The 22,873-nt window shown below is 40.5% G+C and carries 25 protein-coding genes; 3 read left to right on the top strand and 22 right to left on the bottom strand.

The window, feature by feature from the left end:
- Window positions 1–80 precede the first annotated feature (80 nt).
- Both GJU32_RS05130 and GJU32_RS05125 read right to left on the bottom strand, forming a co-directional pair.
- Window positions 81–461, bottom strand: a complete 381-nt coding sequence (locus GJU32_RS05130; RefSeq protein ID WP_155590874.1) for an SRPBCC family protein — start codon at window positions 459–461, stop codon at window positions 81–83.
- 28 nt (window positions 462–489) lie between these two features.
- Window positions 490–1,698 (bottom strand): MFS transporter, encoded by a 1,209-nt coding sequence (locus GJU32_RS05125; protein ID WP_155590873.1) that lies wholly within the window; start codon window positions 1,696–1,698, stop codon window positions 490–492.
- Between the two features lie 143 nt (window positions 1,699–1,841).
- Between GJU32_RS05125 and GJU32_RS05120 the strand changes: the two genes are divergently transcribed.
- Window positions 1,842–2,699: a LysR family transcriptional regulator gene (locus GJU32_RS05120; protein WP_155591342.1), complete on the top strand. Its 858-nt coding sequence runs from the start codon at window positions 1,842–1,844 to the stop codon at window positions 2,697–2,699.
- 38 nt (window positions 2,700–2,737) lie between these two features.
- Here the strand turns inward: GJU32_RS05120 and GJU32_RS05115 are convergent, their stop codons facing one another.
- The gene (locus GJU32_RS05115) at window positions 2,738–3,298 is read right to left on the bottom strand and encodes an XRE family transcriptional regulator (RefSeq protein WP_155590872.1); all 561 of its coding nucleotides are present in this window, start codon (window positions 3,296–3,298) and stop codon (window positions 2,738–2,740) included.
- 151 nt (window positions 3,299–3,449) lie between these two features.
- Here GJU32_RS05115 and GJU32_RS05110 point away from each other — a divergent pair, with 151 nt between their 5' ends.
- Window positions 3,450–4,319, top strand: coding sequence for a DMT family transporter (locus GJU32_RS05110; RefSeq protein WP_155590871.1), 870 nt, complete (start codon window positions 3,450–3,452; stop codon window positions 4,317–4,319).
- Between the two features lie 500 nt (window positions 4,320–4,819).
- Here GJU32_RS05110 and GJU32_RS05105 read toward each other — a convergent pair whose 3' ends face one another.
- The 19 genes from GJU32_RS05105 to GJU32_RS05015 form a co-directional block, all read right to left on the bottom strand.
- On the bottom strand, window positions 4,820–5,818 hold the full coding sequence (locus tag GJU32_RS05105; protein ID WP_155590870.1) for a sensor histidine kinase: 999 nt from the start codon (window positions 5,816–5,818) through the stop codon (window positions 4,820–4,822).
- A complete protein-coding gene (locus GJU32_RS05100) occupies window positions 5,815–6,486 on the bottom strand; it encodes a response regulator transcription factor (RefSeq protein WP_155590869.1) in 672 nt (223 codons plus the stop codon). Before GJU32_RS05100 ends, GJU32_RS05105 begins: the two co-directional genes overlap by 4 nt.
- A 1-nt stretch (window position 6,487) precedes the next feature.
- Window positions 6,488–7,471 carry an alpha/beta fold hydrolase gene (locus GJU32_RS05095; protein ID WP_155590868.1) on the bottom strand — a complete coding sequence of 328 codons (984 nt, stop codon included), beginning with the start codon at window positions 7,469–7,471 and terminating at the stop codon, window positions 6,488–6,490.
- 127 nt (window positions 7,472–7,598) lie between these two features.
- Entirely contained in the window at window positions 7,599–8,021 is a 423-nt protein-coding gene (locus GJU32_RS05090) for a DUF1801 domain-containing protein (RefSeq protein WP_155590867.1), read from the bottom strand.
- A 49-nt stretch (window positions 8,022–8,070) separates the two neighbouring features.
- Window positions 8,071–9,882, bottom strand: coding sequence for an ABC transporter ATP-binding protein (locus tag GJU32_RS05085; protein ID WP_155590866.1), 1,812 nt, complete (start codon window positions 9,880–9,882; stop codon window positions 8,071–8,073).
- Window positions 9,879–11,612 carry an ABC transporter ATP-binding protein gene (locus GJU32_RS05080; protein ID WP_155591341.1) on the bottom strand — a complete coding sequence of 578 codons (1,734 nt, stop codon included), beginning with the start codon at window positions 11,610–11,612 and terminating at the stop codon, window positions 9,879–9,881. Before GJU32_RS05080 ends, GJU32_RS05085 begins: the two co-directional genes overlap by 4 nt.
- A gap of 393 nt (window positions 11,613–12,005) precedes the next feature.
- Window positions 12,006–12,677 carry a hypothetical protein gene (locus GJU32_RS05075; RefSeq protein ID WP_155591340.1) on the bottom strand — a complete coding sequence of 224 codons (672 nt, stop codon included), beginning with the start codon at window positions 12,675–12,677 and terminating at the stop codon, window positions 12,006–12,008.
- Window positions 12,678–12,685: 8 nt separating this feature from the next.
- A complete protein-coding gene (locus GJU32_RS05070) occupies window positions 12,686–13,180 on the bottom strand; it encodes an ECF transporter S component (protein WP_155590865.1) in 495 nt (164 codons plus the stop codon).
- Between the two features lie 33 nt (window positions 13,181–13,213).
- Window positions 13,214–13,606 carry a bifunctional adenosylcobinamide kinase/adenosylcobinamide-phosphate guanylyltransferase gene (locus GJU32_RS05065; RefSeq protein WP_155590864.1) on the bottom strand — a complete coding sequence of 131 codons (393 nt, stop codon included), beginning with the start codon at window positions 13,604–13,606 and terminating at the stop codon, window positions 13,214–13,216.
- The gene (locus GJU32_RS05060; RefSeq protein ID WP_155590863.1) at window positions 13,558–14,154 is read right to left on the bottom strand and encodes a histidine phosphatase family protein; all 597 of its coding nucleotides are present in this window, start codon (window positions 14,152–14,154) and stop codon (window positions 13,558–13,560) included. Before GJU32_RS05060 ends, GJU32_RS05065 begins: the two co-directional genes overlap by 49 nt.
- Window positions 14,127–14,903 carry an adenosylcobinamide-GDP ribazoletransferase gene (gene cobS, locus GJU32_RS05055; RefSeq protein ID WP_155590862.1) on the bottom strand — a complete coding sequence of 259 codons (777 nt, stop codon included), beginning with the start codon at window positions 14,901–14,903 and terminating at the stop codon, window positions 14,127–14,129. The genes GJU32_RS05060 and cobS overlap by 28 nt, the downstream gene beginning before the upstream one ends.
- Before the next feature lie 20 nt (window positions 14,904–14,923).
- A complete protein-coding gene (locus GJU32_RS05050) occupies window positions 14,924–15,499 on the bottom strand; it encodes a bifunctional adenosylcobinamide kinase/adenosylcobinamide-phosphate guanylyltransferase (protein WP_155590861.1) in 576 nt (191 codons plus the stop codon).
- A 12-nt stretch (window positions 15,500–15,511) separates the two neighbouring features.
- Window positions 15,512–16,120 carry a histidine phosphatase family protein gene (locus GJU32_RS05045; RefSeq protein ID WP_155590860.1) on the bottom strand — a complete coding sequence of 203 codons (609 nt, stop codon included), beginning with the start codon at window positions 16,118–16,120 and terminating at the stop codon, window positions 15,512–15,514.
- Window positions 16,117–17,211 (bottom strand): threonine-phosphate decarboxylase CobD, encoded by a 1,095-nt coding sequence (gene cobD / locus GJU32_RS05040; protein WP_155590859.1) that lies wholly within the window; start codon window positions 17,209–17,211, stop codon window positions 16,117–16,119. The genes GJU32_RS05045 and cobD overlap by 4 nt, the downstream gene beginning before the upstream one ends.
- Window positions 17,198–18,154, bottom strand: coding sequence for an adenosylcobinamide-phosphate synthase CbiB (cbiB, locus tag GJU32_RS05035; RefSeq protein ID WP_155590858.1), 957 nt, complete (start codon window positions 18,152–18,154; stop codon window positions 17,198–17,200). Before cbiB ends, cobD begins: the two co-directional genes overlap by 14 nt.
- Window positions 18,151–18,834 (bottom strand): adenosylcobinamide amidohydrolase, encoded by a 684-nt coding sequence (locus GJU32_RS05030; RefSeq protein WP_155590857.1) that lies wholly within the window; start codon window positions 18,832–18,834, stop codon window positions 18,151–18,153. The genes cbiB and GJU32_RS05030 overlap by 4 nt, the downstream gene beginning before the upstream one ends.
- Window positions 18,835–19,035: 201 nt before the next feature.
- Window positions 19,036–19,221 carry a hypothetical protein gene (locus tag GJU32_RS05025; RefSeq protein ID WP_004228787.1) on the bottom strand — a complete coding sequence of 62 codons (186 nt, stop codon included), beginning with the start codon at window positions 19,219–19,221 and terminating at the stop codon, window positions 19,036–19,038.
- Window positions 19,222–19,325: 104 nt separating this feature from the next.
- Window positions 19,326–20,684 carry an aspartate kinase gene (locus GJU32_RS05020; RefSeq protein ID WP_155590856.1) on the bottom strand — a complete coding sequence of 453 codons (1,359 nt, stop codon included), beginning with the start codon at window positions 20,682–20,684 and terminating at the stop codon, window positions 19,326–19,328.
- A 523-nt stretch (window positions 20,685–21,207) separates the two neighbouring features.
- On the bottom strand, window positions 21,208–21,960 hold the full coding sequence (locus GJU32_RS05015; RefSeq protein ID WP_155590855.1) for a glucose 1-dehydrogenase: 753 nt from the start codon (window positions 21,958–21,960) through the stop codon (window positions 21,208–21,210).
- A 203-nt stretch (window positions 21,961–22,163) separates the two neighbouring features.
- On the opposite strand from GJU32_RS05015, the gene GJU32_RS05010 reads away from it, so the two are divergent.
- Window positions 22,164–22,775 (top strand): TetR/AcrR family transcriptional regulator, encoded by a 612-nt coding sequence (locus tag GJU32_RS05010; protein WP_155590854.1) that lies wholly within the window; start codon window positions 22,164–22,166, stop codon window positions 22,773–22,775.
- The last annotated feature ends 98 nt before the right edge of the window (window positions 22,776–22,873 follow it).

The following is a 22,873-nucleotide window of genomic DNA, read 5'->3' as shown; positions in this document are numbered from 1 at the left end:
AATTTCATTATATAGGAGTAAATAATTTAAAATACGTCCTTGCGCTTGAAATTCATCTAAGACCTGAGACGTAGAGATAGCTATAAATAAGGAATTTCATCGCCCTCCAACAACGCTTTCAAATTAGCGAGGGAAGCATCATAGCCTGTCATGTTGAAGCTCACTGTTGTGCCATTGTGCTGTTCCGCCAACGTTATGGCTATCACTGTTTCAGGCACCTCCAAGTAAAATGAAAACACCTCATACTTGTTAACTTGTTGAATCGTTAACTGCATGGGCAGTGGATCAGATAGCTGGTTATGCGCATTCGGCATTAACGTAAATGTCATCCTTTCCCCAGCTGCCAATTTAGGTATGTCCCAAGTGGAGCCTGGCGCATACCAGCGAGTGAGGGATTGCTCCTCTGTAATCGCTTGCCAAACTTTTTCAATCTCCGCATCAATCCAAATTGTACTGTTCATACGCAACACCCTCCGTTTCCTATTTCCATTATTTTACCGAAATTTCAGGAGATAGACTACTTTTGGTTGTCCTATATAAATGGAATGCCCCTATAATCACGATTACGGCTATAATGTCCATGGCTATCTGATGGCTTGAAAAAATAGCAACAAGTAAGCCATAGATCGTTGGTGCCAAGACAATAAAAATTTGATTAATCGTTAAAGCTGCACTAACAGTCAACCCAACAGCTTGTGGATCTGATTGCTCGGTTACACAAGTAATATATAAGGAATACCAGCCAAGTGCTAGAAAGCCAAGTACACAACAAAAAATACGCATAAAGCTCGTATCATGTAAGACAAAGGGCATACAGCCAATCATGATAAATGTGGCCACCATAACTAGCACTAATAATGACTCACGTTTTTGAGCGAAATAATGGTCGCTCATCCAGGCGAGCACGATCCTCCCTACCATCCCACCAAGCAATAGAAGACTTAAATAGCTCCCTGCCTCTGCTAATGAATAATCACCTTCTTGATGTAGGTAGCTCATAAAATGCGCAATGAGGATCATTTGCAAGGACATCATAACAATGCCTACCAAAAATAGCGGATAGAGCGCTCGATTGTGCTTAATCGCATACATCTTCTCTTTAAATTTGATTGGGGTTGCCGCAGCCGTTTTGTACTGTTTTGGTTCTTGATACATTAATAAAAATAATAGCCCTCCGCCAATTGCCATCAAGCCTTGTGTCAAATGCACCGATGACAGGTTGAAATGATGGTACAGATAGGTAAGAACACTTGAAGCTAATGCACCACCAATTGGAATACCTGTCTGACGAATGCCGATTGCTAGTCCTCGATGTTTGTCTGGAAACCATTTCACAATGGCTGTACTACCCCCAGTTTGAGCACTACCATACCAAATACCAACAACTATTAATACGAGTAGTAATGTCGTATAATGGTCCACGGGTACTAACAGTAAGGTAGAGAGACCAAGTAAAATGGAACCCCAACCGATAATTCGTTTTTCTCCTTTTTTATCCATGAGGTAGCCAAATAGCAGCATGGAGAAAAGCGGACCGATATTAACAGCTGAAACGATAAGCCCTGTCTGGAATGACGATAAATCCCATTCCATTTGATAAAAGGAAGCAACCGGCCCCATCCCGTAGGTGACAAAGGTTGCTGCAGTTTGTGAAAGTGTAGCAACTAGTAGAATGACCCATTTATAATATGTATTCATATAAACCCTCCATAAACATTACACCGACTTAGTTGTGCAGTATAACTTTAATTACCTAGAGTTTACGTTGACTATTAGCGTACGTAAAATGGAGGAAAATGATAGTGGCTATCAAAAAATTTAATAGGTGTGTGACAAACAATATGAACATTGAAGATATTGCCTTGAAAATTGAGCTCTTAGAGAGGCAAAATTTGAGTAAATCCGCTGAAATCACCAACTATACACAATCGGCCTTAACATCGAAGGTCAAAAGAATAGAAAGTGAGATTGGACAGGAAATCTTTAAACGAACACCTCAAGGTTTGAAGTTGACAGAGGTTGGTAGCTATTATTTACAATTTTTAAAACAGGTTGCTCAAAACTATGAAGAATTTTTACAAATGATCGGACCTACTCAAACAAGCCTTCATTTTGGTACGTCTCATACAACCATTAAAATTTATGGTGCATCCATTATGAACGAACTACAAACGAGTCATAGTCCAATTGATGTCGATTTCACTGTAGAATCGAGTACATCTTTAAATCACAAAGTACACAATGCTGAGCTAGATTGTGCATTGACTAGTAATCCCATTAAACATTATGCCGAATTAAACTATGATTTAATTGCGTCGGAAACGTTTGAAGTCATTTCGAGTCCTTCTCATATAATAGATTTTGAGCAACGTACGCCCGTGACACTACTTGTCTTAAGTAAAGGCTGTATGTATACACATGCACTAGCACAATGGCTAACAATGAAGCAAGTTCCATTTACGATGAAAGAAATTAAATCCGTCAGTAGTATTCTTGATTTTCTAGAAATTGAGCACACGGTGGCGGTCTTAAATACGAAATTATTGGCACTTTATCATTGCCCTGATCTGCACTTTTATGCCATGGATGATCTCAACAAAGTGATTGAAACCGTCTTTATTTACAAAAAAAATGATAGTAAGCAATCCTCTATTATGCAACTGAAACAGGTAATAGAGTCCTTGATTGAAAGGGAATAGTATCGAATAAAGCAAGGCCTAGCTAGTCCTTGCTTATTCTATATTAATGAAGGTGTTAGGACGAATAATACGTGGATGCTGTCATTGCTTTTATTGAGGAAACGATGTCGAACATTCGGTGGAATTCGGACAACATCCCCTTCCAATAGCTCATACTCTTCTCCTTCTAGTTCTACATAGCCTTGCCCCTTCATCATCACAGCTATTTCTTCTTTATCATTATGACAATAGTGACTTTCCGTAGTCACAGCATGTGGGTTTAATTCCATCATGAGCATGTCAATTCGAGCTTTCATAAAGTCAGGTGTTAATACATCGTAGACAATATGATCCTTGTTTTCTCGATATATTTTTTTCCTGCTGTGCTTGCGTGAAATCAGTGTACTTGTATCGATATCATGAATAAAAAGTGTAAACAATGGGACATGTAAGGCCTTTGCAATTAACTCCAGCACACTTAACGATGGATTCGCTTGCCCACGTTCGATTTGACTAATTAAAGAAGTACTAATTCCTGCGTAATCTGCGAACTCTCTAATGGTCATACCATTTTTCTTACGATAACTTAGCACGGTTTGTCCTAATTGATGATACTGCATGGCACGACTCCTTTTTTATCATAATGTGTATTTTTCGTGTTTTGTGCTGTATTCTAAAAACCCTATATTATTGAGGAAGACTACACTATAATAGGTTAGGCAATATAATTAATCTTGTTTATTATTATAAACAAATACATAGGAGTTCATCATGTTTTATTACATCTCTTTGTTTTTTGCTGTCTTTGCGTTATCGACCTCAGCTATTTTTGTCAAGCTTGCCGATGCGCCACCAGCCATTACGGCCTTTTATCGCCTATTTTTTGCGATGCTAGTGCTACTCCCCTTTTTATTAACGAAAAAGGGATTGCGACAGGAAATTGCTGGCCTCTCCAAAAAACAATGGGGACTTGGCATTTTATCGGGTTTATTTTTAGCCTGTCATTATGTATTATGGTTTGAATCGTTAAACTACACATCAGTGGCTAGTTCAACCGTCATTGTCACGTTACAACCGCTATTCTCTTTAGTGGGAAGCTATTTTTTGTTTAAAGAGCGTTTTTCAAAAGGAGCAATTGTTGGTTGTTTCGTTGCCATCATAGGTTGTTTCATTATCGGCTGGCAAGATTTCCAAATTAGTGGACAAGCTCTTTATGGCGATATCCTTGCCTTTATTGCAGCAGGTATTATTACGGCCTACTTTTTTATCGGTCAATCCGTGCGTAAGGATTTATCACTCATTCCTTATTCTATCATTGGCTATGGAAGCAGCTCTATCTTTCTAGCAATATACGCCCTCTTTATGCAGGAATCATTCTTCGACTATTCAGCATCCACTTGGTGGTCTCTTGTAGGACTAGCCGTAATTGCGACGATTTTCGGGCAAACTATTTTTAATTGGCTATTGAAATGGCTAAGTACAACGATAATATCCATGAGTATTTTAGGCGAAACGATTGGCACATGTATACTGGCTTATTTCATTTTAGATGAGATGATTTCCGTTCAGCAAGGAGTCGGTATTGTAGTTATTTTACTTGGCCTTGCCCTCTTTTTACTGCAACAACGAAAATCTCATTAATACAAAACAACGGCAAAGGCTAGTCAGACTGACTACAAAAGGAATCGAGAAGTTCACACTCGATTCCTTTTGTCTTTTTTCTTCTATGAATATGTGATTTTCTATCCATTTAAACATACTCTTCAAGCATAAGACCTCTTTTAAGCTGCTTGTCATTCCAAGTAACCAGTTTCTTTAATTTCATGGTAGCAAAGTAAGCATCCGCAAAGACATGCTCAATGGTTTCTTCACGCGGATATATGAAAGAAAAATCATTAGCAGCCTCTAGCTTTGATTCTTCGTCATATGGCTAATCACCACTTTTTATCAACATATGAATAGGAAGTTCTTTATGTAGAAGTTGATTGGAACGAAGGGCGGCGATTCCTGCGAGATAGTCGAGATACTGGACTGAGAGAAGCGAGGGAAGCAGCTCGACCCCGTCCGTAGTCGAAATCAATGGCTTTACTTCATTTCATTTTAAAAGTAAAAAGACTGTAGGCAAAGGCTGCCGTTGTTTTTTATTTCGGAAACTTATAAGAAAAGCTATAGGAAGTACCCGTCTCGTTTGATTGTAATGAAACTTCAATGTTCAGTGTTCTTGCAATGTCCTGTATAATTTTGAGCCCAAGTCCTTCATAATCAGCATGAGGATTGAAGCCGATTCCATCATCACACATGATCACTTGTCCATCCTTTATCGTAACCTCTAGCTTGGTTGCTTGGGCATGCTTTAATGTATTTTGGAAAACATTATCGAATAAACGTTGTAACCATAATTCATTGCTTCTCCATATTGCCTGTGACTCGTCATGATCAAAGTGCAGGACAATGTTTTGCATGCGATATAAATAACGCCACTTCTTCATCATCGTTTCTAGCAACTGCGCAAGCTGGACTTCCTCCTGCACAACATAGGAATTTTCACTTGTATCAAAGGATTGTAGCTGAAATGCATTTGTTAAATTCGTTATATATTGGATTTGTGCATTTAAAGATTCCACCAATTTCGGCTGCTCCTGTAATTGATCTTCTAAATAAAACAATTGCAAACGAATGGCCGTCAATGGCGTATGGATGTCATGCCGCAACTTTTGAAGCAGCTCTTTTTGGAGCTCCTGCTGTTGCGCCAGCTCCAATTCTCGGTAAGTCGTACGCTCAATTAAGAGATTGACAGACTGAATAAGCTGGCCTATTTCATCCTCACTACGAACTGCTAACGTTTCTGGAATTCGTTCATTACTCGCTAAATCTCGTATCGTTTTATTGAGCATCGTGATTTTTGACAATAAGGAATGGATAGATGTTGAAAATAATAACGCTAACAGTCCTAATGACAGCACAAACGCAACGAGCATAATAGGATAGGCAAAAGATTCATGAAACGGAATGCCATCATTTTTCAATTTAAACGCCTTGTCATAAAGAATAGACATGGCCACGCTAATGCTTAATAAGACAATGGGTACACTAACAATCGCAAAAAATAATAAAGTACGGTATTTATTTTTTAAGGTCATTTCTTGCTGTAGGTATTTAAACGATACCCTTCTCCATAAATATTTTGCACAATGTTGCCTGTTGGATCATGTAGCTTTGTTCGAATTTTTTTAATATGGACATTCAAAATATTATGATTGCGATCATCTAGGGGCCAAAGATAGTCGAAAAAATGGTCCTTTGTTAATACTCTGTCTCGATTATCTACTAAATAAAAGAAAATTTTTCGCTCTATCGCTGTTAATGCAATTTCGTCATGAAGATTTTGATAAAATACTTTACGACGCTCCCCATCAATAAATAAATGTTGAATTTGCGTAAACGTCCCATATTGTTGGGCTAGCATTTTTTGCATCCTGAGCAATAGCTCTCGAGGATCGAATGGCTTTGTCAAATAATCCTCCCCGACCGTTAAGCCTTCTAGCTTGCTTTCGATATCACTGCGTGCTGAAAGAAAGATGATGGGAATGTTTAAGCCTAATCGCTTAATGTTCTTGCTCAATTGGTAGCCATCCTCCCCTGGCAGCATAATATCCATAATGACTAAATCCACTTGCTGAATCAGCGTCATGATATCCTGACCATCCGTTTTCCACACCGCTTCGTAGCCTTCTCGCTGTATTATTTTTTGTAGCAAATCACCAATCATCTGATCGTCTTCTACAATTAAAATCCTAAATCCTTTCATGTTATCGACCTTTCTTAGTAGCATTTGATTTCATGAATGCTATCGCTAGTTGATAGATTTCATCTGGTTGATAAAGATAAATACTATGTGTGCCGCTTACCTCTTTTACTTCTGCATAAGTGAATTGGTTAGCAAAGTCTGCGTAATCCTGCCGTGTTTGCTTTGTATATTTTGAATTTTTGTTCTCTTCTGCAATGGCGTCAATCAGCAAGATCGGGGTGTTTTGTGGCTTTGGAAGCTGTTCTGATTGTAAACTATTTTTATAGACCTGTAACAGCTCATTTTCCATATCTTCATTAAAAAATTGCTTAAAGGACAATGCTTGGTAGATTTTCTTTTCCTCTGCAGTTAAAAAGGACATGTTAAGTACTTGCGGATTATATACTTGTGATGGCAAGAGACGATGTAAGCCCACTTTAGTAGCTAGATTCATCCCCTTCACCATCCATTTATCCACGGTCCCCATTTTATGTTTTACATATTGACTAGGCAAGCCAATGTCTAGTGCAATGATGCCCTTTACTTCCTCTGGATAGTTTTGGGCCCAGTAAATGGCCTCAAGTCCCGATATAGAATGAGGTACAAGTACATACGGTGGTTGAAGGCCACTTTGTAGAAGTGCCTCCCGTGTTTGCGTAAGCATCGTATCAATATCCCTTTCATCATGGGCTACGTCACTATAGCCGTAGCCAGCTCGTTCCACTACAGCAATTTGATGATGCTGTGAAAATTTATTGTAAAGCCCTTTTAATTCATATACAGGAGCTGCAATGCCTGAGCCTGCCATAAATACATACGTGTCCTCGCCTGCCCCCTCCTGATAGACATTGATGTTTTGACCATCAACGTTTACAAGAGTGCCCTTATTTTGTAAGATGGCAGCTTCCTTATGTACTAAACTATAGTGAGTAATACATACCGCTACAATTCCAAGCGCGATCAATACCCCCAGATAAACAAAAAGTTTCTTAATTATTTTTTTCATACGTTTCTCCTCTCAGTTGATACTTGCAAGGATACACGTAAAAAATTAATTTCTAATTAATTTTTGAGAAATTTTTATATAATACAGTAAAAGCTGCCTACATATAATAGGCAGCTTCCTAATTGTACTATTCATCTGGATAGTTTTTTTGTACAAAATCGAGCGATTGTTGGATGAGGTCTTTTAAGATAGCTTCATCAACATCAGCGAGTTTATTAATATAAATGCAAGCCTTACTTGTTGTATGCTTGCCGAATTGCTGCAATAACTGAGCTCGCTCACTGTCATCTGGAGCTAAATACAAGCTAATTTTCGCTTTGCGAGGGGAATACCCAGCGAGTGGTGCATCGCCTTCATGTCCCGTTTTATATTTATAATGATATTTTCCAAACCCGATAATACTCGGTCCCCACATTTTAGCATCATGGCCTGTGACCTCTGTAAAAATATCCAATAGTCGATAAGCATCTTCTCGTTTTTTAGGATGGTCTACATTTTCAATAAATTCAATGACACTCGCATCGGTTTCTTTGGTTTTTAATTCATACATGTGCATCCCCGCCTTCTCAAATTTGGCTGTACCTTTCTCCTATTATTCCCTATTCTACCTGTTCTAACAACAGCTTTTGTTGCAGTTGACGATAAATGCCCTGCTGTTGCATAAGTGTTTGATGATTGCCTTGCTCGACAATTTCACCCTGCTGAATAACGAGGATTTGGTCTGCATTCTCAATTGTTTTTAAGCGATGGGCAATGACAAAGCTTGTGCGTCCCTGCATTAAATGCTGTAAACCTTTTTGAATATCAACCTCTGTTTGCGTATCTACACTTGATGTCGCTTCATCCAAAATTAAAATATCCGCATTCTCTAAAATGGCACGGGCAATCGCGATTAGTTGTCGTTGTCCTTGACTTAAATTGGCGCCGCCTGCTTGAACAGGTGTATCGTATTGTGCTGGTAAATATTTAATAAAATGATGAGCATTGGCGATTTTCGCTGCTTCTACGACCTCAGCATCTGTCGCATCTAGCTTCCCAAAACGAATGTTGTCACGAATGGTGCCAGAGAACAAATAAGTGTCTTGTAAGACCACTCCCACTCTTTGACGAATGGTTGCCATTTTATAGTGTTCGATATTATGACCATCGATTAAAATTTCTCCTTGATTGACATCATAGAAACGTGTTAATAAATTGATAATGGTCGTTTTCCCAGAGCCTGTAGGGCCAACAAGGGCTATCGTCTCCCCTGCCTTGGCATGGAAGTGAATGTTTTTTAGAACAGGCTTATCTTGCACATAGCTAAACGAAACTTGCTGGAAAACGACATCCCCTTTTAACGATGGCGTTTCGATCGCATGAGGTCGATCTGCTACCTCTGATGGTTCATCTAGTATTTCAAAAACACGCTCTGCTCCAGCGATGGCCGACTGAAAGGTATTTAATAGATTGGATAACTGATTGAGCGGACGGAAAAATTGCCTTGTATAGGTAACAAAGGCTGCAATGATCCCGACAGTAACAATACTCTTCACTGCTAAAAAGGCGCCAGTCCCGATGACCACAGCTAGACCTAGGTTATTCATAAAGTTATTAATGGGTCCTAATAAACCAGAGGTAATTTCTGCACGTTGGGCGGAATTTCGTAAGTTTTCATTTTGCTTACGGAACGTGTCAATGGTTTGCTGTTCCTTGCCAAAAAGTGTGAGTACCTCCGCTCCTGTAATCATCTCCTCGATATAACCATTCAGCTTACCCAAATCTCGTTGACGTGCTGCATAATTTTTACTACTGCGTTTAATGATTTGCTTGGTTGTGAACACGATAAGCGGAATAATAATCAATGTTACAATCGCTAATTGCCAGCTCAATGTAAACATGGCAATACTAACACCAATCACCGTTAAGATGGATGACACGATTTGCGTCACACTTTGCACGAGTGCTGTGTTTAAATTATCAATATCATTTGTAACACGGCTCATTAAATCGCCAAGTGCACGTTGATCAAAAAATCGTAATGTGAGCGTTTGAAGCTTTTGAAATAGTTCCAGACGTAATGTCCGAATGGTTTTCATCGCCACATGAATCATGACATAGGTTTGAAGCCATGTCAGAATAGATGCTACCGTAAAAATAACGGCTAAAAGGATTCCTAGACGGACCGTTCCTTCAACATCCTTTTTCATAATGTAGTCATCAATAATATAGCCAATCATATAAGGGCCTGCTAAGCTTAAAAATGTAGCAGTAACTACAAAAAAGATGGATAAAAACAGCCCTATTTTTTGCTGTTTAAGATAGTGCCATACTCTTGTCAGTGTTGCTTTTTGATCTTTAGCTTTCTCGGCGGGTCCCCCTATGCGTGGTCCACGTCCAAAATTCATTTGCTTTGGTTGATTTTGACTCATTCTTGTTCACCAACCTTTTGCTGTGACGCGTAAATTGCTTGGTAATAGGCATTTGATTGTAGTAGTTGCTGATGTGTCCCTTGCCCAACAATATCCCCATCCTCTAAGACAAGGATGACATCTGCCTGCTGAATCGAGGCAATCTTAGACGCTACGATAAACGTCGTTGTATCTTGATAATGTGTTGCAATGGCCTGCTGCACATGTTGTTCTGACGCACTATCGAGCGCTGAGGTTGTATCATCAAGCACTAAAATGGCAGGCTTTCGAATGAATGCACGACTTAAAGCGAGACGCTGTTTTTGCCCACCCGATAGATTCGTAGCTCCCTGTGACAATTCATGTGCTAATCCTTTATCAAGCCGTTCCACAAATTCACTGGCACATGCCTCCTCTATTGCCTGTTGAATTTCCCCGACTGTCGCATCGTTCTTACCGAGTCGTATATTTTTTTCTATCGCACCAGAGAATAATAAAGCCTTTTGTGAAGTAAAGCCAATATGCTCACGTAGCGTTGATAAAGAATACGCTTTTAACGGTTTACCGTCCAAGCGGATTTCACCACCTGTTGGGTCGAATAAGCGAGGTAGCAGCTTCACAAGTGTCGATTTGCCACTGCCTGTTTTCCCAATGATCCCAACCGTTTGCCCAGGCTTCACAGAAAACGAAATGTTTTTTAGCACATCCTCTGCTGTCTCATAGTAACGATAGCTTACCTGATTGAAGTCAATCGCCCCTCTAATGGAATCCGTGCATGCATGCTCTGTTTCTTTAACAGCTATTTCTTTGTTTAAAACATCCACAATTCGTTCCCCTGATGGTAGTGCTCGTGCAATCTGCATTAGCACCATACTAGAAGACATCAACCCATTTAAAATGATCGTTAAATAGTTGATAAACGCGAGAATGACCCCAACCTGTAAAGTACCTGCCTCGACCTTAATTGCTCCAAGCCACAGTGCCGCAACAATCCCAAGGTTGACTACGAACATCGTAAATGGCACAAGTACCCCTACAATTTGCTCAGCTGTGATAAAACGTTTTGTCAGTGCATCATTTAAATCTCCAAATTGCTCGACTTGTTGTTTTTCTCGGCGAAATGCCTTGACTACACGAATACCTGCCAAATTTTCCTGTAGCTTTGTATTGACCGCATCAATAGCCTCTTGTACCCGACGATAGAGTACGCCCGAATATTTCGTAAAAAAATACATCGCGATGATCAACAATGGCACAATTATGAGGAGTATGGAAAAAAGCTCACGCGCTGTCACAAACACAATAATAACTGCCCCGATAAAGAGCAGTGGTCCACGCACAAAAATCCGTAGCGTCATCATAAATGCACGCTGAATACTTTCCACATCACTCGTTAAAATCGTAATCAGCTTGCCGGTCGTAAAGGCATCACGTTCCTTGGCTGAGTAAGTCATCATCTTCTCATAAAGAGCCTGCCGAACATCCGAAGCAAAATGAATGGCCGCTTTCGAGCTATAATATGAGCAACCAACCCCTCCAACAAGCCCAATCAGCGCACTGCCTAGCATCCACACAAACATAGTCAACACATACGCATTATCCCCATTGGCAATCCCTGTATCAATCATATGCTGCATGATGGTCGGCTGAATTAAATCCATTGTCACCTCCAACACCATCAAAAATGGCGCAATCAAAGTGAAAAATTTATAGGGTCCCAAATACTGCCCTAATTGTTTAACTGCCTGCATACGTTCGTCTCCGTTCTGTATAAATCCCATTCGTTCCTCATTATAACTGAAAATCATTCCCATTTGGCAATAATTTTTCGAGTCTCGTAATATTTGAGATTAGATTAATTTTTTGACATGTTGAATGTAAGGGGGACATCCTATAAGGTTACTTTTACTTTGGAGTTGCTCCATCCTACTTTGAGCGGTTCAACATACCAATTGTTCGAGCATCTGCCATCTGCCCCCACTTTTCACTGCCACTCCATATTGCTCACTCAAACACAAAAAACACCCCCATGCAAGACCATGGGGGCGAAGTGACCATTACTATTACCATCATCAAAGCCGTTACCTTCGACGTTGACTACCTTGCCATTTTCAAAGCAGCTGTTTGACTCAAAACAAGCTCTGTTATGGTGCAGTTATGCATAGTTTTTCAAAATTTCGCAGGAAAAATTTTTGTGCCTGATGTACTTTTTCAGAATCAATGCCCAGTAAAATGACCGTACATGGTCCTGCAGATTTTGTCCTATCGAGGGAACATTCAACTTGCTGTTCACCAAATAGCCGAGCAAATTCTCCTTGTAGTCCCTTTGAGCCGACTGGCCATACTTGCTGAACAATTTCCGCTTGCCATGCCTGAAAGATAGGTTGCAGCTGTGCTATATCTTCAGGCTGTGCCAACAGCTCTTCGCCAACAAGCGGCAAGCCATAGGTGAACCAGCTGAGCTGTTTCTGGTCAAATACTCTACGCGATTGTACTTCACCTAGCATGGTGATGGCTAAACTAGATTGCAACGTAGGCATATTGGATTCCGTACTACCTGCAATCGCTGGACATGTAAGACCTGCCTCTTCAAATACTTGCTGAATACCCTTTTCATAGCGCGACCATGCGGCATCTCCAGAAAAATTAGCGAGTAGAATTTGGATAGGTAGCGCCTGAGCGGCAAGCTGCTCTAAAAACGTCACACGTGCCGTCATGTAGGCTGTCAATTGATCGGGTGCAAACACAATATCTTGTGACTTTTCCCCGATAGCTGCCGCGTTATCCATCGTCGCAATAAACGCTCCAACCTTCATGGCATTTCTCAATGTACACGACCTTCCTTACGCACAAAGACCTTTGACAGAATTGGCATGACAACAGCCACAATAACTAGGTTGATAATCGTTGCCATAAAAATACTTCCTAAAGCACCCCAGAAAAATGCTGGGCTAATAATAAAATAAAACGGAAGTGGTGCCACAATACCGTTTAACACCAAGGCAACAGGCCATTTCCAGAAGTGCATGCCCTTTTTATGCATCACACCAAAAACCCATACAACAATCAACATTTCTACAGCAATAATTAAATGTAGTGGACCAAGTGGGAATCCAGCAGTTAACGCAGTAATAAAATGACCGATGAATCCAGCCACCCCAGCTAATAACGGGGATAAAAAGACAACACCTAAAAAGGCAGGAGCCGAGTCAAGAGCAGCAGTCGTTATAAACGCTGGCACCTTAATGACTGCCCCTACTGCACAAATGGCCGCTACCATTGCCGTCAGTATCCATTTCATTAATTTTTGTCGATCCATTCGATTTCCTCTTTTCTGTTGAATATGTCACCCTTACTTCATTTGTTCACCTAGCCCGTACCAAATACGTACAACCTGCTCCGCTTCAGCAAATAAAGCCTGGTATAAACGTCCACATGTATCTCGAAGTAGTCGTGCTTGTTTTTCCATCGGCACAACACCACGCCCCATATCGGTAACAATGAGCGCCACCGTACATTGTTGTGCAAGTGTCTTTAATTTTGCTAGCACCGTTTGTACCACTAGGTCATCGTCCTCAAGATTTTGTGTCACAAGCCATTTTTCCAAATTCTTTATGACAAGAACATCATAGGTTTGTATGACATCAGGTAGTTCGCCATCGACAAGTGTCACCTGTCGCTGTTCATACAAGCGCATCACATAGTCCGTTTTTCCATTATAGGCGCCTCCGATAAAGACATGCATCTTGCTCCCTCCTCCCAATCCTTTCTCGTAAACGTTAAGATAAATTGGTGATCATGTGATACATGGTAGCTCCAAAAAGGCTGTTCTATAGGGGCAAAAGTGACAAGTAAGGCACGAATCACACCGCCATGAGCAACTAAATAATACATATCCTCATCCTTCGGTAAGTGGTTGAAACCATCCACTACACGTGCAACAAAGTCATCAAATGCCTCCCCTTGTGGTGGTGGCGTGTGGATAGGATCATCAATCCAAGCACGATAATGAGCATTCATTTTTAAATCCTCATAGGTTTTTCCTTCAAATTCACCAAAGTTGGACTCCCGAAAACGTTCATCTGCATGGTAGCGAGCATTCGGAAAATAATGAGCAGCCGTTACTCGACAGCGTTGTAAATCACTGCCATATATTTTATTTACAGTTTCATCCACAATGGAAAGCGATGTCGTATCTGCTAATGGTGAATCTGTCCACCCAAGATAGCGCTTTTCCAAATTGGCCTTTGTTGGCGCATGCCTCATTAAGCACACAGTAACAATGTCACCCATAGCACAACCTCCATCCCTTCAATCGATGCACCCAATAAATCCCCCGATACGCCTCCAAAATTGCGCAACGTAAATTGTCGAAAAATGAACAACGCAATAGCTAAAACGATGCCTAATACAATTGGCAGTAAAGAGAACTGAGTTACGATTAAAGCAACAGTCATAGCCAATACAAGCGATAATAGCATAAAAACTTTCAATAGATTCGTGTTGATGTGAGATTTAAAAAAATAAGCGAGCCCTTTTTCCTTTGAGCAGTTAAGTGACATAAAATAAAAGCTCATCCCTACTCTTGTCAGAAAAGGTACAAATAGCACCATCCACAATGCAAATTTATGTTGTACAAAAAGTTCATGAAGGATGACAAATTTCCCCATTAATAAAAACACCACTGACAGCACACCAAATGCACCAACACGTGGATCATCTAATATTTCCAGTCGCTTGTCTCGATCTCGATAGGAAAAATAGGCATCGCCCATATCAATAAAGCCGTCCAAATGCAATCCACCTGTCCATAAAGCAAAAAGCCCTATGACTATAAAGGCTAGCATGACCTCACTGCTCGCTGTCCACTGTGTGAGACTATAAAGAACAGCTGCCACAGTGGTCCCCATCAAAGCCCCTATCCACGGTAAAAAGGCAAACATTCCTGTAATGGTTGATTTCGTTAAGGGTAGCTCTTTATGTACTGGCAAAACCGTAAAAAATTGAAATGCCAACTGTAGGCTATACCAAAAATTTTTCATCGTCTTGCCCTCTTTCTCGATTATTTCCATCTCTTCACAATACCGTAATTCATTTCATAGGCCTCCTGTGCAATGGCAACGAACCATTGATGGAATTGACCGAGTGTTCGTCGATATAGCTCTACTTCATCACTATCATAAGGTGGTTCATCAAACAATTCATTGGATACAACCAAAAAAGTCACATCCTTATTCAGTAATAACTGGATGGCCTGTTTGACGACCTGTAGCTTGTCCTCTATGCACCCAGGCTGATTCAGGCAAGGTGTACCACTGTCATAGCCTTCATAAAAAGCATTGGTTAGCCACGTTGTGACACAATCCCACAGTACAACATCCCCATCCCTAAGTGTCTCCAATACTTCTGCAATTGCATAGGGTACCTCCAAAGTCAGCCATTGACAGGGCTGTGTCTGGCGATCTGTCTGATGACGTAAAATCCGTTTCTCCATTTCGCCATCCAAGGCGACGCCAGAAGCAAGATACAACAAACGTTTTTCAGTTTCAGGCTGTGCTTGATAATGTTGAATTGCTGTTTGCTCAGCAAAACGGGATTTGCCACTACGTACGCCACCTGTGATAAAAATGAGTGGCATCTGGAACACCTCCTATTGTAAATGATGCACATTGCCAATTTCTTTGACAAGCCATTGTTGACCTTGACGCTCGACCACCGTAACACTTGTCCCATGAATAGAAGGGGCTGTCCAGAGCTCGCTGATGCTGCGCTGTAAAATGGCATTAACGATACATTTAATGGTTACTGCATGGGAGACTATGAGGATCGACTCATCCCGATGATGCTCTGCAATTTTTTTCAACGTAAACATCGCTCTTTCTGTGACTGCTCCGAAGCTTTCTGTATGGGTGGCAACAAACTGAGCTGGATAGTTTGTATACAGCTCATAATCAAACCCATGTAAAGTCATAATGTCCTCGATTTTATTGCCTTGCCAATCTCCTAAAAAGATTTCTCGTAAATCATTTTCATAATAAATAGGTAGTTGGCGATGAACCGTCAAAATGTCCATCGTTTCCCTTGCGCGACCACTTGAACTACAATAAGCTACGGCAAAAGGGATATGTTGTAGTTGCTGCTGAAGCTTGTCAGCTGCTGCTCTGCCGTTTTCTGTTAATGGAGAGTCCAGCCATCCCTGTAGTCGTTGCTCTTGATTCCATTTTGTTTCCCCATGCCTTACTAGATAAAAAGTAGTCACTTTTCTCTCCCCTTATTTGCGTTAAACCAAGCCTGCAGACAATTATGTAAAGAAGTCATGGCCGCAATATCTTTTATCCCAATACGGAACCATTCACCTTGTAAACCTTTATAGTTCTTTGTATGACGCAAAACAACACCTTGTGCTAGACAATATGTGAAAAAGGTATCTGTCTGTTGTTCTTTTGGTAATGAAAAGCATACATAATTCGTGACACTGTTCGTTACTTGACAACCATTTTCTTGTAAATAACGATGCAACCACTCTCTTTGCGTTGCTGCATAGGCAATCGCCTGCTGACAATAATGCTGCTCGTCTAAACAGCTGGCACCAATGACAAGTGCAAAGGCATTTAAATTCCAATGTGGCAGCATGTCCTTTAATGTCGTCACAATAGAGGCATGTGCGACTAAATAGCCAAGACGTAAGCCAGGAATCGCATACATTTTGGTCATCGATCGCACCACAATAATATGTGGGTTTTGCGCGCTATAATGAATCAGCGAATACGCCTCATCTACCCAATCCATAAAGGCTTCATCGATGACAAACTCACAGTTAACAGCTCTTCCGTGTTCCATCAATGCGAGTAATTCCTCTTTTTTCGGTAATACACCAGTTGGATTGTTAGGTGTACAAATATAAACAGCGTCTGCCTCCACCATCTCCTGTTTGAGCTGCTCCATTGGTAATGTGTACTGAATGAAATCAGTCACTAAAATTGGGACAATCTCAGCACCAGCTGCCCGCAATGTACGTTCATATTCAGAGAAGGTCGGATGAACAATAATAACCCGCTTTTTGGCATAGCGTCTTGCTAGCACACTAAAAAGCTCTGATGCCCCGTTGCCCAGTAAAATGGTATCCTTTGCCACTTGATGAAAAGCAGCGACCTTCGTTAAAAAGGGCTCTCCATCAGAATCTGGATAGCGTTGAATGAGCGGATAGAATGTACGCCAACGTGCTTCTACAAAGGAAGGTGGTCCAGCCGCATTGACATTTTCACTAAAATCATATACTTCATCAGGCATCGTTAAGCCTAATTGCCGATACACATTTTGCGGATTTGCTCCGTGATTAGGTAATGGCATAAATGAACACCTCCACTGCTAACATGACAAGCGTAAAGAGTACCGTGGCAATACGTAGTTGCATAATGGACGCTGCAATATGTTCCTTTGTTAAAGGAACTAATTTTTCTCCCATAATAGCTCGATGAGAGACAACCCCCTGATACGTATTTTTACCACCTAGCTGAATACCTAGCTGTACAGCCGTCGCTGCCTCTAAATAGCCACTATTTGGACTTGGATGCTTTTTAGCGTCCTGCGCCCAGCGCTTTAGCCGCTTGCCAAGTGATTGATCTGTTTCATTTTTTGTACCAAGTACGATGAGGAAGCCCGTGATACGACTTGGAATAAAATTCAGGACATCATCAAGTTTGGCAGAGAACATGCCAAAGTCTTTGTATTTTTCATTTTTATAGCCAACCATCGAATCTAATGTATTGACAGCCTTATAGCCCCATAAACCAATTGCACCAAATAAAAATGCATAAAAAAGTGGAGCCGTCACACCATCGCTAGTATTTTCTGATACGGTTTCAACCACCCCACGCACAATCTCATCCTCACCCAGCTTATCGGTATCACGTCCAACAATCCACGATAGCTTGACACGCGCTTCCGCAAAATCACCTTTAACAAGAGGCTCATAAACAGCCAGCGCTGCCTCCTTCAAGCTGCGCTGCGCCAGCCCAATACCAATTAGAAGCCCTTCTACTAGGATGCCAAAAATCACACTCACTTGATAACTAAGGAGCAGAATTAGTGTAACAACAAACATCGTCGTGCCCACGACAGCGAGTGCCATCACCATTCCACGGAATTTTCGCCTTTTCCCTTTATTCCATAAGGCTGTTTGCGATTGAATCAGTTGACCAATCCAACGTACAGGATGCGGTAGCTTTGGCGGGTCCCCCACTACTAAATCAAAAATAAGCCCTATGATACAGGCAATCACTATAGCAATCATAAAGCCCTCTCCTCTTTATCTTTTTTGTATTTACTGATAGCCTCACGCATTGTTTCATAGACACCATAGCCAATGACCTTACCAAGCATCGTGATGGGGCCAGCATATTGATGGTAGTCCCCTTCTTCTGTAGAGGCAATTAGCAAGCTATCGGTCGAAGTACCTGTTGCTTGTGTGCCTGTAGTTGGGTCTGTAATACCTTCATCCATTAACGCTTTAACCTTGGCTTCCGTTGTCGAAATCATGGCTTGAAATAACGCTTCATCAGATAATTTCCCGTTGATGAGCACCCATGTATTAATGGTGCCTGCATGGTACTGCTCCTCACGATGAAAAGCTCGCGTAATATCTACCGCATTGCCCAGTCCTGCGGTGATCATAATGACAAGATGAATTCCCTCATATGTAAAGTCACGAATAGTCGCAAATTTGGCCTGAACTGCCGTCATCATCGCCACCGTATGATCGATTGGAAAGCGCTGTGCGTGCAAAAATTGCTGTAATTCATGATGTGGTTGTCGTTCATCGTAGGTGATGGGTACCGTTCGATTCATTAAATGTGTATAATACCCAAATCCTGGATTATGCATAGCAGAGGAAACGACCTTCATCGATGAAGCTGTTTGAAGTGCAACATAATGGTCGAAGATTTTAATGTGATCCTTAGTAAGTATAGGCATTCAATCGCCTCCTCTTGATAGGTGTGTAACAAAACATAAAAAAACAAATTCTTACAAAGAAGAATTTGTACTGTCGATTCTTTATTAAAATTTGAACCTTCTGAACGCTTGTACAGAATAACTTCATAATACTCAAATTATTTATTTTCTTTGAAATTGTATCATAAGTTTGCCTATTGTCACAATTCCATTTTCGAAGCGTTATTGTTGCTTTTGTTTGAGATTCTTAAAGCGGATAACAGAGCCAACAATGATAAAGACCCACCCAATGCCTATATAAACAATTTTCATTGTTTTTGTCGACGATGGTAGAATATCCATAATCGTTAAACAGACAAAAAGTATCCCAATGACTGAAAAAAGCATACCAATTGTTAAATTCTTCACGAAAAACCCTCCCAACTATGTACGCCCTCGATTTTACCGTATTCTAAGCAAAAAGAAAACACTAATCCAAGCAAAGAACACTTGGATTAGTGATAATTGTGTCATTAAGCTCTCGCATGGGCAAAAAACTCTTCATATAATGCTTGTAAAATGCGGTTCTCATATTCCTGAAGTACACCAAACACGAGGCTCACTTCAGACGAACCTTGATTGATCATTTCAATATTTGCGCCAGTTTTTGAAATCGCTGTTGCAGCACGGGCAGCTAACCCTGTGTTATGACGCATACCTTCGCCAACAATCACGATCATTGAAAAACCATGACGCATTTCTACATACTCTGCATGTAGTTCTTCTTTCACACGACTGATAATACGTGCTTCGTTGTCTGGTGTTAGTTGATTCGAACGCATGATGACTGAAATATCGTCTAAACCAGATGGTGTGTGTTCATAAGAAATATTTTCATCTTCTAAAATTTGTAGTAGCTTTCGTCCAAAGCCAACTTCACGATTCATCAAATATTTAGAGACATATAAAGTTGAAAAGCCACTGTCTGCCGAGATACCTGTAACCGGACGACCTGTTGCAGGACGGCTTGGTACAATACGAGTACCTGGGGCTGATGGATTATTTGTATTTTTTATGTTAACGGGCACCCCAATCTTGTAGACAGGCATTAACGCTTCATCATGGAACACTGAAAAGCCTGCATATGATAATTCGCGCATTTCGCGATACGTAATTTCTTTAATTTCCACTGGATCATTCACAACTTTCGGATTCGCAGAGAACACACAATCCACATCCGTAAAGTTTTCATACAGCTCCGCTTCAACGGCTGCTGCTAAAATGGAACCTGTAATATCAGAGCCACCGCGGTCAAATGTTCGCAATACGCCCGCTTTAGTGTAACCGAAGAACCCTGGGAACACAATAATTTCTTTTGTATCCTTTAAAGGGGCTAAATTAGCATACGCTTCAGGTAAAGCAAATGTTCTTTCTGGTAAATCATTGACCACTAAACCTTCTTTTGGGCTTACATAACGTGCAGGCATACCAATGGCATTAAAATAAGCTGCAATGAGCTTGGCGTTATTATCTTCACCTGCCGCTTTAATACTATCGATGAATAATTCCACGTTCGTTTTGTCACCTTGTACACGTTCACTTAAATCATCTGCAATAACGTCACAAATCGCATAATCTAATCCCAAACCATCTGCAATCGCTCTAAAACGATCCACAACAGTCTGCAATTTTTCCTCTGTATTTTCATGTTGTAACGCTGCATTTGCTAATTGTATTAATAGATCGGTTACTTTTATATCGTCACCAGAACGTTTCCCTGGTGCTGAAACGGCAACAATTTTTCGTGCCGGATTAGATTTCACAATGTTTGCCACTTTTTGAATTTGTTCTGCATTTGCTACAGATGTTCCACCAAATTTACACACGATCATATCTATCAAATCCTAACTTTTTCAAATTAATTGTATTCCTCCAAAAAACAATTGAATGTACACAGTGTACAAATTATCGTTTCCTACGTCAATACAATTTAAAAAATTCACGCAATTTATCAAGAAATATGGACAATTTTCGTACTGTTTGATTTATTATACGGATTTCGCATGAAATAGTTAAGGTTTTTGTGAATTTTTTTTCGTGACGTTCACATATTCGTGAAATTTTCTGTTTTGACTTTCTTCTATATAATGAAGAAAACGCTTACTCCCCATATGATATGCACAAATATCCACTATGTTTGTGCTATTTTCTATGTAAAGAGGGTTACTTGAGCGAAGGTATAGCTGCTCGATATCAGGGGTGTCATCGCTCTCATTGGCTTTGATTCATCGACCTTTCGCGGGTATTTCTCTACCTTTCGCGGGTATTCCTGTGCTTTCCGCGGGTATCCCACCTCTTACACATAAAAAAACTAGGCTCACGCTTAGTGGGCCTAGTTTACTTTTTGCTATTTTATTAGATTGCTGTCCAGCCGCCGTCGATGACTAGTTCTGCCCCTGTCATGAAGCGTGATTCGTCAGATGCTAGGAAGACTACGCCGTAAGCTACATCTTCAGGTTCACCAAAGTATGGTAGTTGTGTGTAAGTTTGATAGTATGGCAGTGCACCACCAGCTTCCATTGTAGGTGCTGTCATTGGTGTGACGATAATGCCTGGGTGAACTGAATTCACGCGAATTTTATCTTTACCATATTCGATTGCAGCCGATTTAGAAAGAACTCGAAGCGCGCCCTTTGCTGCTGTATAGGGGCTTGTGCCAGCCATCCCAACGATTCCACCAATAGAAGAAATATTGATGATTGAACCGCCACCAGCTTTTTGCATTTCAGGAATTACATATTTCATGCCAATAATACAGCCATTTAGGTTAATGTCCATGACTTTATTCCATTCATCCATTTCCATGTTGGCAATCGTTTTTGGTGATGAAACACCTGCATTGTTGACCAAAATATCCACTTTGCCATAAGCTTTTACAGCTTCTGCGATGACTGCTTTCCACTCGTCTTCAGATGTTACATTATGCTGAATACCAATGATATCTCCGCCATTTTCTTTAATTTCTTTGACTAAGTTATTCAATGGCTCCAATTGCACGTCTGTCGCAATAACCTTTGCTCCTTCTTGTGCAAATAGCTTTGCTTCAGAAGCACCCATCCCCATTGCTGCTCCAGTAATAATTGCTACTTTCCCATTTAAACGATTCATATTAAAACTTCCTTTCTCTCTATATAAATGAACAATTCGTGAACACGTTAACAACTAGTTGTATTATCGACACCGTGTCGTTAATATAATTATAACTCGCTATTTGAAAAGGGCAAACAACACAAAAACCTGTTGTGATGCTTACACAACACTCACAACAAATATGTTGTTTAAATAGAAAATTTAATACAAGGAGCATGAAAATGTCGAAAAAAATGGACCCTCGCGTGATCAGAACGCGCCAATTATTAAGAGATGCATTGGTGGAATTAATTGATGAACAAGGTTATGAGAAGATTACAGTTCAAGATATTACACAACGAGCAACGTTAAATCGTGCCACTTTTTATTTACATTACCGTGATAAGCTGGACCTACTCTATCAAAGCTCAGAGGAGACTTTGCATGAGCTTGTCAATAGTATCCATCCAACGTTTGAAGAGAAGAAGGATTTTGATTTATTACCCAATTATGAACAGCCACACGAAACATTTATGCATTTATTTGAACAAATAGGACTGAATAGTAAGCTATACAAGGTGTATCTCACGGAAAAAAACATCCCTTACTTTTCTGGTGGGTTGAAAGACATCATTATTGATTTTGTCTCAAGCGGCATACAATTTATGGAGCCTAACGATCAAAAGCTGACAGTGCCACGAGAGATGGCCGTCCGTTTTTATGCTGCAGCCTTCCTTGAAGTGATTGTCTGGTGGTTAGAAAATGATATGCCCTATACACCAAAATTTATGGCAACCCAGTTAATGCGTATTACCATTAAAGGACCCTATATTGACAACCCCTTCCAACAATAAAAGCTGGCACTTTTGTATATGCCAGCTTATTATGTTTGACCCTTAGTGGGCAGTCCATCTTCCAGTTAAAATAGTCATTATCTATAATTTTTCAATCT

Origin of the sequence: Lysinibacillus cavernae, from assembly GCF_009724685.1 — a bacterium.
GTDB classification, from domain to species: Bacteria; Bacillota; Bacilli; order Bacillales_A; family Planococcaceae; genus Lysinibacillus; species Lysinibacillus cavernae.
The sequence above is the reverse complement of the archived record's forward strand: the minus strand, read 5'-3'. Positions and strand labels throughout refer to the sequence as shown.